Genomic DNA, 14,795 nt, shown 5'->3' with positions numbered 1-14,795 from the left:
GTCTGCGCCGAGGATCATATGTGGATCCTCTGAACCTTTTGATTTATCAATGGTCTATTGACTGCAACAGAATGAATACGGGTATGGCCCCTATGCCTTGCTCGTCTGACTTGGCAAGCATGTGAAGGTTGCGAGCTCCGCAACAATGGACTTAGCATGCTACTTTTCAGGGGTCCTTTACTGTGACCCCTTTTTTTTGACTGTTCATTTATGATTCATGCCGTCAGCCTAAGATAGGCCGGGTTCATGCTGGGGTGATGTATGATGCAGCACGCAGAATGATACCTGGTCGGTAGACACGTCTTCTCAGGGTGTTAGACTGATTCGATTGAAAAGTAAGAGGTAGAACATGGGAACTTCATTGCAACGCACTATGGCTCTGATTCCGCAAGGTAGTCTGGAAGGCTATATCCAGGCCGTCAACTCGATCCCTGTGCTGAGCGCAGAGGAAGAGCGCGAACTGGCGATGCGTCTGCAGCAGGATGGCGATCTCGAAGCTGCACGCCAGCTCGTTATGTCGCACCTGCGTTTTGTCGTTCACGTGGCCAAGAGCTACTCCGGCTATGGCCTGCCTCAGGCCGATCTGGTGCAGGAAGGCAACATCGGCCTGATGAAAGCCGTCAAACGCTTCGACCCGAGCGTGGGCGTGCGTCTGGTCTCCTTCGCCGTACACTGGATCAAGGCCGAAATCCACGAATATGTGTTGCGCAACTGGCGCATGGTCAAGGTGGCGACCACCAAGGCCCAGCGCAAGCTGTTCTTCAACCTGCGCAAGTCCAAGAAGCGTCTGGGCTGGCTGAACCACGAAGAAGTGCAGGCCGTGGCTGCCGACCTCGGGGTATCCGCTGCCGACGTCACCGAGATGGAAGCGCGCATGAGCAATTACGATCAGGCTTTCGATCTGGTCGGTGACGATGAAGACGAGGGTGGCTTCGCGCCGGTGCACTATCTGGAAGACAAATCTTCCGATCTCGCCGCGAACATCGAGAACGACAACTGGGACAGCCATGCCACCCGTCGTCTGAGTGCGGCCATGGCGACCCTGGACGAGCGCAGCCAGCACATCATTCGTGCCCGCTGGCTCGATGACGAGAGCAAGACCACCCTGCAGGAGCTGGCCGATACTTACGGCGTCTCGGCCGAGCGGGTGCGCCAGCTTGAGAAAAACGCGCTCAAGAAGCTGAAAGATGCCATGGATGCCTGACGGCCTCCTCCGGTAAGAAGCAGGGCCTGATGGCCCTGTTTTTGTTTTGCGGGGATCTGGTCGGCCTTGCCTTGGTTACCCTTGTGTATGGTATGTTGCCGCCACTGCCACAGTAGGGAGAGCAGAAGTGAAACTGTTGAACGACTTGTTTACCAACAACCGCGAGTGGGCGGAACGGATCAAGGCCGAGGATCCCAATTTCTTCGCTACCCTGTCCGCCCAGCAGGCACCCGAGTACCTCTGGATCGGCTGTTCCGACAGCCGGGTTCCCGCCAACCAGCTGATGGGGCTCTTGCCGGGGGACGTCTTTGTCCACCGCAACGTCGCCAACCTGGTGGTGCACACCGACTTCAACTGCCTCTCGGTACTGCAATACGCGGTGGAGGTGCTCAAGGTGAAGCACATCATCGTCTGCGGCCACTATGGCTGCGGTGGGGTCAAGGCTGCGATGCAGAACCAGGAGCTGGGTCTCATCGACAACTGGCTGCGCAACATCAAGGACGTCTACTTCAAATACGGCGAACAGCTCGAAGCCATCGAGGATGAGCACGAGCGCTTCGACTACCTGTGCGAGCTGAACGTGGCCGAGCAGGTCGCCAACGTCTGTCACACCACCATCATCCAGAATGCCTGGCGCAAGGGGCAGGAGCTGGCGGTGCACGGCTGGATCTACGGCATCAAGGATGGCCTGCTGCACGATCTCGATCTCTGCATCAGCGGCCCTGACCAGATCCCTGACGTCTATCGCGCCTGGCCGGACATGCGTCCGCCCCATCGTCGCCGCTGAGGACCATCCGGTGGCTCCTGCGCTCTACCTTCAGATAAAGCAGCACATCCTGGACGGGATCCGCGAACGCCACTATCAGGCGGGCGACCGGATCCCGACCGAGGCCGCCCTGTGCGAGCAGTTTGCCGTGAGCCGCATGACGGTGAACAAGGCGCTGCGTGAGCTGGTGGCCGAAGGCTGGCTGGTGCGCACCGCCGGATCCGGCAGTTTCGTGGCCGACAGGCGTACCGAGTCGCCGCTCCTGGCGATTCGCAATATTGCAGACGAGATCGCCGAGCGGGGCAGCGAGTACAGCGCGCGGGTGATCCGGCTGCAACGTCAGGCCGCCGACGAGAAAGTGGCGGTGCGTCTGGGCCTGCGGGTCGGGGCGCCCACCTTTCACAGCCTCATCGTCCATCAGGCCGATGGGGAGCCGCTGCAACTGGAGGAGCGCTTCGTCGATGCCGAGCGACTGCCCGGCTATGGCGAGCAGGATTTCACCCAGCAGACGCCAAACAGCTATCTGATGGAGATCTGCCCCCTCTCCGAGATGGAGCACGTGGTAGAAGCCGTGTTGCCGAGTGCTGGTGAAGCCGGACTGCTGCAAGTGAGGGTCGACACCCCCTGCCTGCTGCTGCACCGGCGCACCTGGTCAGACGGCTGTCTGGTCTCCTATGCCAGATTGTTGTCGCCGGGTTCCCGCTACAAGCTGAGCTCCAAGACGCGTCTCGCATAGTTGTATATACAAATTAAGCATTTAAAAGCCCACCTCTCGGTGGGCTTTTTTGTGCTTACACTCTAATAAAGCCGCTGTTATCAAGATGTGAACTTGATCCTTCCTTTCTTTTCAGAGATCGGCTATAAATTATTGTATATACATTTAGAGGTCGGTATGAACAAGGAACTGTTGAACTGCGAGCGGGTCTGGCTCAACGTGACACCCGCCACCCTGCGCCCCGATCTGGCGGACTACGGCCTGCTGGAGCCCCATGCCCTTGGCGTGCGGGATGGCAAGATCCACGCTCTGGTCCCCATGCAGGATCTCAAGGGCCCCTATGCCGCCTCCTGGCAGGACATGAAGGGGAAGCTGGTCACCCCCGGTCTCATCGATTGCCACACCCACCTCATCTTCGCCGGCAGTCGCGCCGAAGAGTTCGAGCTGCGCCAGAAGGGAGTCCCCTATGCGGAGATCGCCCGCAAGGGGGGCGGTATCATCAGCACGGTGCGCGCCACCCGGGCTGCCAGCGAGGAGCGGCTCTATGAGCTGGCGTTGCCGCGGATCAAGTCCCTGATCCGGGAAGGGGTCACCACAGTCGAAATCAAGTCCGGCTACGGCCTCACCCTGGAAGACGAGCTCAAGATGTTGCGGGTGGCCCGTCGTCTGGGAGAGACGCAACCTATCCGGGTCAAGACCACGCTGCTGGCGGCCCATGCGGTGCCGCCGGAGTATCGCGACGATCCCGACTCCTGGGTCGAGACCATCTGCCAGGAGATCATCCCGGCGGCGGCCGAGGCAGGTCTCGCGGATGCTGTGGATGTCTTCTGCGAGCACATCGGCTTCTCCCTTGCCCAGACCGAGCAGGTCTATCTGGCGGCGGATCAGTACAACCTCGCGGTGAAAGGGCACATGGATCAGCTCTCCAACCTGGGGGGCAGCACGCTCGCCGCCCACTTCGGCGCCCTCTCGGTGGATCATCTGGAATATCTGGATCAGGACGGGATCCAGGCGCTGGCCCACCGTGGCGTGGTCGCCACCCTGCTGCCCACCGCTTTCTATTTCCTCAAGGAGACCAAGCTGCCCCCGATCGCCGCCTTGCGCAAGGCGGGGGTACCCATGGCTGTCTCTTCCGACATCAACCCGGGCACGGCTCCCATCGTTTCCCTGCGCATGGCCATGAACATGGCCTGCACCCTGTTTGGCCTGACCCCGGTGGAGGCCATGGCCGGGGTGACCCGCCACGCCGCCAGGGCGCTTGGCGAGCAGGAACGGCTGGGGCAGCTCAAGGTCGGCATGCTGGCGGATTTCCTTGTCTGGAACTGCGGCCATCCGGCCGAGCTCAGCTACCTCATCGGTGTCGATCAGCTGGTGAGCCGTGTGGTCAACGGGGAGGAGACCCTTCATGGATAAGTTCAACGGGATCGACATGTCGGTCTGGCAGGGGCGTCAGGATCCCGAAGACGGTGAGTTGGCCCTGCGCTGGCACGATAGGGTGCAACCCTGGCAGGAGAATCGCGAACCCGGCGTGGTGCTGCTCGGCTTTGCCTGTGACGAAGGGGTGCGCCGCAACAAGGGGCGGGTCGGTGCGGCCGGTGCACCGCTGGCGGTGCGCAAGCTGCTGGCCAACACGGCCTGGCACCTGGGCGCCCCCGTCTATGACGGCGGGGATCTGGCCTGTGAGGACGGCGATCTCGATGCCGCCCACGGGCGCTTGGCCGAACGGGTCGCGAGTGCGCTGGATCAGGGGCACTTCCCCCTGGTGCTGGGAGGCGGCCACGAGGTGGCGTTTGGTAGCTGGAGCGGCCTGAACCGTCATCTTGGTGGCGAAGGGCGGGTCGGGATCATCAATTTCGACGCCCACTTCGATCTGCGCATGAAACAGGAGCAGGCGAGCTCGGGCACCCCCTTCTTCCAGATTGCCGAGCAGTGCGCCGCCCAGGGCACCCCCTTTCACTATGCCTGTCTCGGGGTGGCCGAAACCGCTAATACCGCGGCGCTCTTTGCCCGCGCCGAGGCGCTGGGAGTTTGGCACGTGCTGGACGAGGCGATGACGCAGACCGAGCTGCCAGCCTTGCTAGGCGGGCTGGATGCCTTCATCGCCCGTTGCGACCACCTCTATCTCACCATCGATCTCGACGTGCTGCCGGCGGCGGTGATGCCGGGAGTCAGCGCTCCCGCCGCTCGCGGCGTGGAGCTGGCGGTCATCGAGCCGCTCATCGCCCATATCCGGGCCAGCGGCAAGCTCAGGCTCGCCGATCTGGCCGAGTACAACCCGAACCTGGATCAGGACAACCGCAGTGCCCGCGTGGCTGCGCGCCTGGTTCACCAGTTGACCAAGTAGTGGCGCACCGCGCCGCCTGACTGCATCGCTAAACAAGGAGTGTCTATGTCTGTACAACACCAGGATCCCCGCCACGATCCGAGCCGCGTGATCCGTGCTCCCCACGGCACCCAGCTGACCGCCAAGAGCTGGCTCACCGAAGCGCCACTGCGGATGCTGATGAACAACCTGGATCCGGATGTTGCCGAGCATCCCCAGTCCCTGGTGGTGTACGGCGGCATCGGCCGCGCCGCTCGCAACTGGGCCTGCTATGACAAGATCGTCGAGGTGCTGACCCGGCTCGAGGACGATCAGACCCTGCTGGTGCAATCCGGCAAGCCGGTCGGGGTGTTCCAGACCCACAAGGATGCGCCGCGGGTGCTCATCGCCAACTCCAACCTGGTGCCCCACTGGGCCAACTGGGAGCACTTCAACGAGCTCGATAAAAAGGGTCTGATGATGTATGGCCAGATGACCGCCGGCTCCTGGATCTACATCGGCACCCAGGGGATAGTGCAGGGCACCTACGAGACCTTCTTCGCGGTGGCCAACCAGCACTTCAATGGCGAGCCCAAAGGGCGCTGGATCCTGACCGGCGGCCTGGGTGGCATGGGCGGCGCCCAGCCTCTGGCCGCCACCATGGCCGGTTTCTCCATGATCGCCGTGGAGTGCGACGAGACCCGTATCGATTTCCGTCTGCGTACCCGCTACGTCGACAAGAAGGCCCACAGCCTGGATGAGGCGCTGGCCATGGTCGAGGAGGCCAAACGCAGCGGTACCGCCGTCTCCGTCGGCCTGCTCGGCAACGCCGCCGACGTCTTCGCCGAGCTGGTGGCTCGCGGCATCACGCCGGACGTGGTGACCGACCAGACCTCCGCCCATGACCCGGTACACGGCTACCTGCCCCAGGGCTGGAGCGTGGCCCAATGGCGCGATCTGCAAAAGAGCGCACCGGATGAGGTCAACGTGGCGGCTCGCCGCTCCATGGCCCGTCAGGTCGAAGCCATGCTGACCCTGCAATCCCGCGGCGCCGCCACGCTCGATTACGGCAACAACATCCGCCAGATGGCGCTGGAAGAGGGGGTCAAGAATGCCTTCGACTTCCCGGGCTTCGTGCCGGCCTACATCCGCCCGCTGTTCTGCGAGGGCATTGGCCCGTTCCGCTGGGTGGCGCTCTCCGGCGACCCGGAAGACATCTACAAGACCGACCAGAAGGTAAAAGAGCTGATCCCGGACGATCCCCACCTGCACAACTGGCTCGACATGGCCCGCGAGCGCATCGCCTTCCAGGGCCTGCCGGCGCGGATCTGCTGGGTTGGCGTCAAGGATCGGGTGCGCCTGGGCCTGGCCTTCAATGAGATGGTGAAGAATGGCGAGCTGAAGGCTCCGGTCGTCATCGGCCGTGACCACCTTGACTCCGGCTCGGTGGCGAGCCCGAACCGCGAGACCGAATCCATGATGGATGGTTCCGACGCCGTTTCCGACTGGCCGCTGCTCAACGCCCTGCTCAACACAGCCGGCGGCGCGACCTGGGTTTCCCTGCACCACGGTGGCGGTGTGGGCATGGGCTTCTCCCAGCACTCCGGCGTGGTGATCGTCTGTGACGGCACCGACGATGCCGCCAAGCGGGTCGGCCGCGTGCTGCGCAACGACCCGGCCACCGGGGTGATGCGTCACGCCGACGCCGGCTACGAGATTGCCATCAACTGTGCCCATGAGGCGAAACTGGATCTGCCGATGATCGACGTCACCGGCAAAGGGGTGAAATAAGATGTTCGAACTCAATCTGCAACCGGGCAAACTCTGCCTCGCCACCCTGCGCCGTGTCAGCCGCGAGCCGGTACACGTCAGCCTGGATCCGGCTGCCCTGGCGGGGATCCACGCCTCCGCCGCCGTGGTCACCAAGGTGATCGAGCAAAACCGGGTGGTCTACGGCATCAACACCGGCTTTGGCCTGCTGGCCAATACCCGGATCCCGGTGGAGCAACTGGACGAGCTGCAGCGTTCCATCGTGCTCTCCCACGCAGCAGGGATTGGCGAGTACATGGATGACGCCACCGTGCGGTTGATGATGGTGCTCAAGGTCAACTCGCTCGCCCGTGGCTTCTCCGGCATCCGGCTGACGGTGCTGGAGGCCCTGATGACTCTCATCAATGCCGAGGTCTACCCCGTGGTGCCGAAGAAGGGCTCCGTCGGCGCTTCCGGCGATCTGGCGCCCCTGGCCCACATGAGCTGCCTGCTGATCGGTGAAGGCAAGGCCCGTCACAAGGGCGAGCTGATCGACGCCGCCACTGCCCTCAAGATTGCCGGGCTGGAGCCCATCGCCCTGGCGCCGAAAGAGGGGCTGGCCCTGCTCAACGGCACCCAGGCGAGCACCGCCTTCGCGCTGGAAGGGCTGTTCCATGCCGAGGATCTCTACGCCGGTGCCATCACCATTGGTGCCATGAGCGTTGAAGCGGCGCTGGGCAGCCGCCGGCCGTTCGATGCCCGCATCCACGAGGTGCGCGGCCAGCGCGGCCAGATCGATGCGGCCGCCTGCTACCGCCACTTGCTGGTGGACGGCAGCGAGATCGGCATGTCCCACCACAACTGCGAGAAGGTGCAGGATCCTTACTCCCTGCGCTGTCAGCCCCAGGTGATGGGTGCCTGCCTGACCCAGATCCGTCAGGCCGCCGAGGTGCTGGTGTGCGAGGCGAATGCGGTCTCCGACAATCCGCTGGTGTTTGCCGAGGATGAGGAGATCATCTCCGGCGGCAACTTCCACGCAGAACCCGTGGCCTTTGCCGCCGACAACCTGGCCCTGGCCATCGCCGAGATCGGGTCGCTGTCGGAGCGGCGCATGGCGCTGCTCATCGACTCGCGCATGTCCGGCCTGCCGGCCTTCCTGGTGAACAACGGCGGGGTGAACTCCGGCTTCATGATCGCCCAGGTCACCTCGGCGGCCCTGGCCTCCGAGAACAAGACCCTGGCTCACCCGGCCTCGGTGGACAGCCTGCCCACCTCGGCCAACCAGGAGGACCACGTCTCCATGGCCACCTTCGCCGGTCGCCGGCTGGCGGACATGGCGGAGAACACCCGCGGCATCCTGGCGGTGGAACTGCTGGCAGCGGCCCAGGGGCTCGACTTCCGCGCTCCCCTGCGCTCCACCGAGCTCATCGAGCTGGCCAAGGGCCGTCTGCGGGAAGAGGTCAGCTTCTATGACAAGGACAGGTACTTTGCACCGGACATCGAGGCGGCCGCCGCCCTGCTGGGCCGTGCCAGCTACAACGACCTGATCCCGGCCGGGACTCTGCCCAGCCTCTGAGACCCGGAGTCTGAGCAACCATAAATAAGACCGCCCATGGGGCGGTCTTTTCATTTCCGTCTCTTGCGCTCCGCGTCGGGGCCATCGGAAGTGGGCAGCGCAGAGTGGCAGCAGACAGAGGCGGCGGCTTTATCCGTGTTCAAACATCCGGAACAGATAAACCACGAACAGCACTGGGGTGAGTGCTGGCAGCCTTATCCGTGTTCAAACATCAGGAACAGGTAAACGACAAACAGCACAAGATGGGTGGCGCCGTGCAGGGCGTGGGTGCGGCCGCTGCTGAAGGTCACTTTACAGACCATGAGGGTGGTGATGAGCAGCACCATGTCGGCAGGGGAGAGGCCCAGGCGCACTTCCTGCCCCATCAGGGAGCCGATGAAAAGTACGGAGGGTACCGTGAGGGCGATGGTGGCCAGCACGGAGCCGAAGTAGAGATTCATGGCCCGCTGCAACTGGTTGTTGAAGGCCGCCTTGATGGCGCCGACCGCTTCGGGGGCCAGTACGATACAGGCGACGATGAAGCCACCCAGTGCCATCGGGGCTTCCATCACGTGCACCCCGTAGTTGATGGGGATGGCCAGGGTCTTGGCCAGCAGGATCACCACCACCAGGTAGGCGAGCAGCAAGAGGGTGTGATAGACGTTGCTCTGCAGCGGGCCGTGGTGATCCTCGAGATCCTCGTGATCGCTGTCGACGAAGAAGTGGCTGTGGCTGCGGGTCTGGATCAGCAGGAAGACACCATAGAGCAGGATGGAGATGATGATCAGCATCCATGACATGGCCTTGGAGAGGCTGCCCAGAGTGCCGCCCTGGGTGAAGTTCGGCAGGACCAGACAGAGCAGAGCCAGGGGAATGATGGCCACCAGATAGGATTTGACCCCGTCCAGATTGAAGTTCTGGGTGTGATAGCGCCAGCCGCCAAACAGCAGGGTGAAGCCCACCAGACCGTTGGTGACCAGCATCACCACCGCGAACATGGTGTCACGGGCCATGGTGGGATTGGGATCGCCGGTCAGCATGACGGAGGAGATCATCACCACTTCCAGGGAGATGACCGAGAGGGTCAGGATCAGGGTACCGAAGGGTTCCCCGAGCTTGATGGCGAGGGCGTCAGAGTGACGCACGACGGAGAAGATGGCCCAGGTCACGATGGCAAGCAGGGCCAGCGACACCGGCAGGTAGACCGCAAGGGGGGTTGTCTCTGCCAGCAGGTCGCTCCCCAGGGTTTTGAAGAAGAGCAGGGTCAGCAGACCGGCAGGCAGAGCAATCTCTTGTCGGATAAAAGACTTCATAGGCAGTGGTTCTCATCTCGGGGCGGCCTCGGCCGACGGGGTATGGAGCGACTTGGTGCATCCAAGGTGCACAGACCCATGATAAGGGGAGATGCTCCTCATGCGGAGCATCATTTTGTTGTAAAGGGTGAGAGGCGGGGCAGGTACCGCCTCAGTGCGGGTCGGAGGGGCTGGTTGTCTCGCCCTCTTGCCATGCCATCAGCCAGATCTTCAGTTTGCTCAGGGGCATGGGCTTGGCATAGACGTAGCCCTGGATCAGGTGGACTCCGTGGCGATGCAGATAATCCACCTGCTCCTGGGTTTCGACCCCTTCGGCGATCATCTCCATGCCCGATTTGAGGCCGAAAGCGATGGTGGCATCCAGCACGCTGCGCTTGAGGTCGTCCGTGCCTATGGTATCCACGAACATCTTGTCGATCTTGATCTGGCGAATGCCGAGCCGTTGCAGGTAGGCAAAGCCGCCATAGCCGGTGCCGAAGTCATCCAGCTTGAAGTGATAGCCCCTCTCCTGCAGAGCTGCGATCTCCGCCATGGCCCCCTGGATGTGCTTGATGGGATCCCGCTCGGTGAGTTCGAAGGTGAGGCGGGCCGGCGAGGGCCAGCCATGGCGCTGCAACTGGGTGCGCAGACGAGGTTGCTCGATATGGCCCGCCACCAGATTGACGCTGACCCACTGGTGCGGGGCCAGGACGGGGAGATCCGCCAGGATGCGCTCCAGCAGTTGATCCGTCATCGGCAGGATCAGCCCCTGCTCCTCCGCATAGGCGATGAAGGTGCCTGGCGACACCAAATCCCGTCCTCGCTGCCAGCGCAGCAATGCCTCGAATCCCACCACCCTTCGGTTTCTGCTGTCCACTATGGGCTGATAGAAGGGGATGAACTCCCGCCGAGCCAGCCCTCTTTGCAGCAATCCTTTGAGGGATCGCCGGTAGTTTCTAAGGCCCCAGTAGAGGGCCGCCAGCAGCGCCCCCAGCACACCGGCCGACCAGAGGCCATCGCGGTGTATCTGTGAGCGGGCGTAGCGTTTCAGTGCCTCGCCAGCCCAGAGGGTCTGCTCCACCTGATGCTGGGGGTCGAAACTGAGCAGCCGCATCGGGTGTGGCTCTTCTCGAATGTGCTTGTTGCCACGGGGGAAAAAGAGCCCGGACTGTGTCGGGTGCTTGTGGTTGAACTCCAGGTAGAAACAGTCGTTGCAGGGGGTGCGCAGCAGCTCATGGCTCCAGCTGCTGTCGAGCACCCAATAGGCCAGATTGCCGTTGCGTCTCGCATAGACCAGGGTTTCGCGTTCGGTATCGAACATGGGGGCCGTGCTGGATATATGAAAGTCGGGGGAGACCGGTATGCCGGCGTCGGCAAGCTGGGGCAGGGCGGGGCCCAGGGTGGAGCAGCCGCTCCCGTTGGCAAGCTGCAGGCCGGCCAGGCGAATATGGCGGTTGTAATACTGGGGTGAGCGCAGCAGCGCCATGTCTTTGGGGCCGCAATCGAAGGCAAAGTGGGCGAGTTGAGCGGGGACATCGTGATCCAGGAGCTGGTTGCGCTCCTGCTGGTAGTCGAGCAGAGCCCTTTCCTTTGTCTGCAACAGGTGGTGAGCCAGCTTGTCGCTCAACAGGGGGGTGAGCAACAGCATCAGCAGCGGGGGCAAACAGAAGAGGCCCAGAGGAATCCATAACGGAGATCGTGCAGACATGGTGGGCCCCCTTCTTCCCTGAAATGAAACAACCCGATTGAGGCTCAAGCATCATAGCATTAGCTGCATCGATTTGAGCCAAGTTGGTCACACTTGGAACAAAAACGATAATTAATTGATAAATAAAGGATATGGCTACACACCTGAACAAGATTCAATCGCTGACCTGTCATAAATGACAATTGTCCAGCTTATCTGAAGTGGCTAAAGTAACGGTGCGGTTTGACTCACCGTGTGTTCAATACTCCTGTATCTATTTTTGTCAGTAGCACAGAGTGTTAGTTTTGATATGAGTGTTTCTTTTGGTCCCCGTTGTGGGACCATTTTTCTGTCCGCTCCTCAGCCTGTGTCCCCTCGTTCTCTCCCTTGATGCCTCTTTTGCGGCCCGCACAACGGCGCCGCATGACGCATCCGCCCGCTTATTTGCAGAAGCGGGATCTTCATCCATAGGCGGCGTTTGGTCTGGGCTGATACCATGATGCCCTATGGATGCTGTCGGCTACGGAAAGGCACATGAAACTGACCACTCAACTCGTCTCTTTTATTACGCTGTGCGTGATCTCGGCCATGGCCATGGTGATGCTCGGCGGGGTCTTCAGTTTTCGCCAGATGGGAATGGAGCTGCAGCAGAACCGTGTCGACTCCCTGGTGGAGATCATCGACAAGCAACTGGGGGTGACCGATGACCAGCAAGCCCTTGCCCGCTGGCTGCCCTCCCTGTTGCGGGCCTCCCATGTGGTGGAGCTGGAGATCCGTCAGGACAAGCAGCGGGTCTACTGGTTTCGCGATGTGCAGCAGCAGACGGACGAGAGCCTGCTGATCGCCTACAGCGAGGCGATCCCCAATCAGGCCGGGATGCGGGCCGACTTCAAGCTGGACAGGCCGTTCAAGGAGTTCGAGTACTCCATGAAGGCGATGTTCGGCATCTCTCTGGGTATCTTCATCGTGGTGTTCGGGCTCTGGTACTCCATCCGCTGGCTGCGTCTGCAGTTGCGCGGTGCCGAGCTGCTGGCGGAGCGTGCCCAGCTGATCCTGGATGGCAAGCTGACCAAGCTGGCCCATGACCCTGCCGAAGAGTGGCCTGTTTCGGCCAGTCAGGCCCTCACCCATCTGCTGACCGAGCTGGCCGACGCCCGCAAGGAGCGCAGCCGCTTTGACAACTTCATCCGCAGCAACGCCTTCGTTGACAAGACAACGGGCATCGGCAACCGCCTCTTCTTCGACAACCGGCTGGAGAGCGCCATCATGGAAGCAAGCGTGATCAGCGGCGGTGTGCTGCTGATCGAGCTGGCCGGTCTGGAGGAGCTGGATCCCGAGCTGAGCGGGCGCCCGAGCCAGGAACTCCTGATGGAGGCGAGCGCCACCATCGCCGCCTTCGTGCGAAAGCACAGCGGAGCCCTGCAGGCGCGCTATGCCGGTCAGGTCTTTGCCGTGCTGCTGCCGAACATGTCAGAGAGCGAGATGGTGGACGGCGCCAGCCAGTTGCTCAAGAGTCTGCAGCGGCTGCACTGGCCCGAAGCGGTCAATGCCGACACCGCCGTCTATCTCGGTGCGGTCTGCTACCAGGCACAGGATTCCCTGCTCAAGGTGCAGGAAGAGGCAGAGCTGGCGCTCAAGAGCGCACGCCTGCAAGGACACAGCGGCTGGTTCCTGTTCGAGAAATCCCTCAACGAGGAGGCGAGCAGCAAGGGAACGGTGCGCTGGCGCACCCTGATCAGCCGTCGCATCGAGGAGCAGGGCATCGACTTCTACGTCCAGCCTGTGCAGCAGGAGCGGGATCAGGTGGTGTTGCAGCAGGAGCTGCTCATCCGCCTTCACGACGAGCAGGGCCGGGAGCTGCAGGCGGGGGTCTTCATGCCCATGGCGGAGAAGGCCGGTCTGCTGCTGCCGCTGGACAGACTGGTGGTGGCCCGAGCCTTGCGACTGCTGCGCCAGCGACCGGCATCGAGCTGCCCTATCAGCCTCTCTCTGTGCGCCCAGAACCTGCTCACCCGCGAGTTCCAGCGCGAGCTCTTCTTCGAGCTGTTCCAGTTGCCGCGCAGTACCAACGAGGGGTTGATCCTGCAGTTGTCGGAGTCCCAGGTGACCCGCCACTACGAGGCCCTCAAGCGACCACTTAGGGCGATGCGCATGCTGGGGTGCAGGCTGGCCATCGATCATGCGGGCCAGGACGTGGTGAGCACCCAGTACATCAAGGAGTTCGAGATCCACTTCCTCAAGCTGCACCCCAGCCTGGTGCGGGAGATCCACCTGCGCCAGGTCAACCAGATGGCGGTACGCAGTCTGGTGGGGGGCTGTGCCAATACCCAGGCCCGGGTCATCGCGGTGGGGGTGGAGAGTGGCGACGAGTGGAAGATGCTGCGACACCTGGGCGTGCATGCCGGTCAAGGTCCCTGGTTTGCCGACCCCGAGCCCCTCAACCTGCCTGACTAGCGCCCCGGCCGGGGTGACAGGCGGCCCTGCTCCTGCAGGCCCGCCAGCCCCTGCAAGCCACCGGTGTGGATGAAGATGATCTTGCTGCCGCGCGCAATGCGGCCTGCCGCCAGTTCGCGAAACAGCCCCCACATCGCCTTGCCACTGTAGATGGGTTCCAGCGGCAAGCCGGTTTCGGCACTGAATGCCTGCACCCATTGCCAGAGTGCCGGACTGAACCTGGCATAGCCGCCGTCGTGGTGATCCAGCGCGATGCGCCAGCCCGGGATGGTGGCCGCCGCCGGATGCAACCGGCATACCTCGCCGGTGATGAAGTCGGCCCCCTTGAGCACCGCGATGGCCAGGATCTGCTCCTGCGCCCGCTTGCCCGCGATGAGCCCCGCCAGGGTGCCGCCGCTGGCGCAGGGTAGCACCCAGAGATCCGGCGAGAAGGGCACCTCGTCGACCAGCTCGGCCACCCCGGGGATGGCCAGCGGGCTGCTGCCTCCTTCCGGTACCAGCAGGGTGTCGTCATCCTCGAACCGGGCAAGCCATTCGGGATCCTGGCGCCGGCGATAGTCCTGGCGGTCGACAAAAACGAGATCCATGCCCCAGCCTTTGGCCGCTTTCAGGGTGGGATTGCTGACGGTATCCCCTTCACCGCGTATGATGCCCGTGGTGCGCAGTCCCAGTCTGAGTCCTGCTGCGGCCAGGGCGTGGATGTGATTGGAGTAGGCGCCGCCAAAGGAGAGGATGTGGCCCTTGCCCAGCATCTGTGCCTGTTGCAGATGGTATTTGAGCTTTCGCCACTTGTTGCCGGAGAGGGTCGGGTGGATCAGATCGTCCCGCTTGCACCAGAGCGTGACGTCATGGGCTGCCAGCAGAGGATGCCGGATCCGGTGCAGGGGGGAGGGGAGCTGAAGGGGGGCCATGGGATCGTTTCCCGTGGGTGCCAGCGTGGTCGTCGATGCGTCGTTTGTCATAAAGTTGGAGGCTAATACCAATCAGATTAAAGATGTGATCTAATTGCTCTATTCTGGTTTCACTGTACTCAGTATGTCCGATCCAATCGATTTCTTGGCCCTCGCCAAG

11 protein-coding genes are annotated in these 14,795 nt (G+C 62.4%); 8 read left to right on the top strand and 3 right to left on the bottom strand.

Annotated features, from left to right (window positions below):
- Positions 1–349: 349 nt before the first annotated feature.
- From rpoH to hutH, 7 genes are all read left to right on the top strand, one after another.
- On the top strand, positions 350–1,204 hold the full coding sequence (rpoH, locus tag AB5Y64_RS00575) for an RNA polymerase sigma factor RpoH (protein WP_029313526.1): 855 nt from the start codon (positions 350–352) through the stop codon (positions 1,202–1,204).
- Between the two features lie 127 nt (positions 1,205–1,331).
- Entirely contained in the window at positions 1,332–1,991 is a 660-nt protein-coding gene (gene can / locus AB5Y64_RS00570) for a carbonate dehydratase (RefSeq protein ID WP_010672606.1), read from the top strand.
- A gap of 10 nt (positions 1,992–2,001) precedes the next feature.
- Positions 2,002–2,706: a histidine utilization repressor gene (gene hutC / locus AB5Y64_RS00565; protein WP_041212197.1), complete on the top strand. Its 705-nt coding sequence runs from the start codon at positions 2,002–2,004 to the stop codon at positions 2,704–2,706.
- 156 nt (positions 2,707–2,862) lie between these two features.
- Positions 2,863–4,098, top strand: a complete 1,236-nt coding sequence (gene hutI / locus AB5Y64_RS00560) for an imidazolonepropionase (protein ID WP_010672608.1) — start codon at positions 2,863–2,865, stop codon at positions 4,096–4,098.
- Complete coding sequence (gene hutG, locus AB5Y64_RS00555; protein ID WP_113069482.1) at positions 4,091–5,029, top strand: formimidoylglutamase; 939 nt, start codon at positions 4,091–4,093, stop codon at positions 5,027–5,029. Before hutI ends, hutG begins: the two co-directional genes overlap by 8 nt.
- 45 nt (positions 5,030–5,074) lie before the next feature.
- Entirely contained in the window at positions 5,075–6,778 is a 1,704-nt protein-coding gene (gene hutU / locus AB5Y64_RS00550) for a urocanate hydratase (protein ID WP_368203041.1), read from the top strand.
- A gap of 1 nt (position 6,779) precedes the next feature.
- Positions 6,780–8,312, top strand: coding sequence for a histidine ammonia-lyase (gene hutH, locus AB5Y64_RS00545; protein ID WP_010672611.1), 1,533 nt, complete (start codon positions 6,780–6,782; stop codon positions 8,310–8,312).
- Between the two features lie 194 nt (positions 8,313–8,506).
- On the opposite strand, the gene AB5Y64_RS00540 is transcribed toward hutH, so the two are convergent.
- Both AB5Y64_RS00540 and AB5Y64_RS00535 read right to left on the bottom strand, forming a co-directional pair.
- A complete protein-coding gene (locus AB5Y64_RS00540) occupies positions 8,507–9,604 on the bottom strand; it encodes a calcium:proton antiporter (protein ID WP_010672612.1) in 1,098 nt (365 codons plus the stop codon).
- A 151-nt stretch (positions 9,605–9,755) separates the two neighbouring features.
- A complete protein-coding gene (locus AB5Y64_RS00535) occupies positions 9,756–11,291 on the bottom strand; it encodes an EAL domain-containing protein (RefSeq protein WP_113978382.1) in 1,536 nt (511 codons plus the stop codon).
- Positions 11,292–11,804: 513 nt separating this feature from the next.
- Here AB5Y64_RS00535 and AB5Y64_RS00530 point away from each other — a divergent pair.
- Positions 11,805–13,724 carry an EAL domain-containing protein gene (locus AB5Y64_RS00530; protein WP_109421900.1) on the top strand — a complete coding sequence of 640 codons (1,920 nt, stop codon included), beginning with the start codon at positions 11,805–11,807 and terminating at the stop codon, positions 13,722–13,724.
- Here the strand turns inward: AB5Y64_RS00530 and AB5Y64_RS00525 are convergent.
- Positions 13,721–14,635 carry a 1-aminocyclopropane-1-carboxylate deaminase/D-cysteine desulfhydrase gene (locus AB5Y64_RS00525; RefSeq protein WP_161469768.1) on the bottom strand — a complete coding sequence of 305 codons (915 nt, stop codon included), beginning with the start codon at positions 14,633–14,635 and terminating at the stop codon, positions 13,721–13,723. The genes AB5Y64_RS00530 and AB5Y64_RS00525 overlap by 4 nt on opposite strands.
- Positions 14,636–14,795 lie beyond the last annotated feature (160 nt).

Source organism: Aeromonas sp. R5-1, assembly GCF_040908265.1.
Classification (GTDB): domain Bacteria; phylum Pseudomonadota; class Gammaproteobacteria; order Enterobacterales; family Aeromonadaceae; genus Aeromonas; species Aeromonas caviae.
This window is presented reverse-complemented; position numbering and strand designations above follow the sequence as displayed.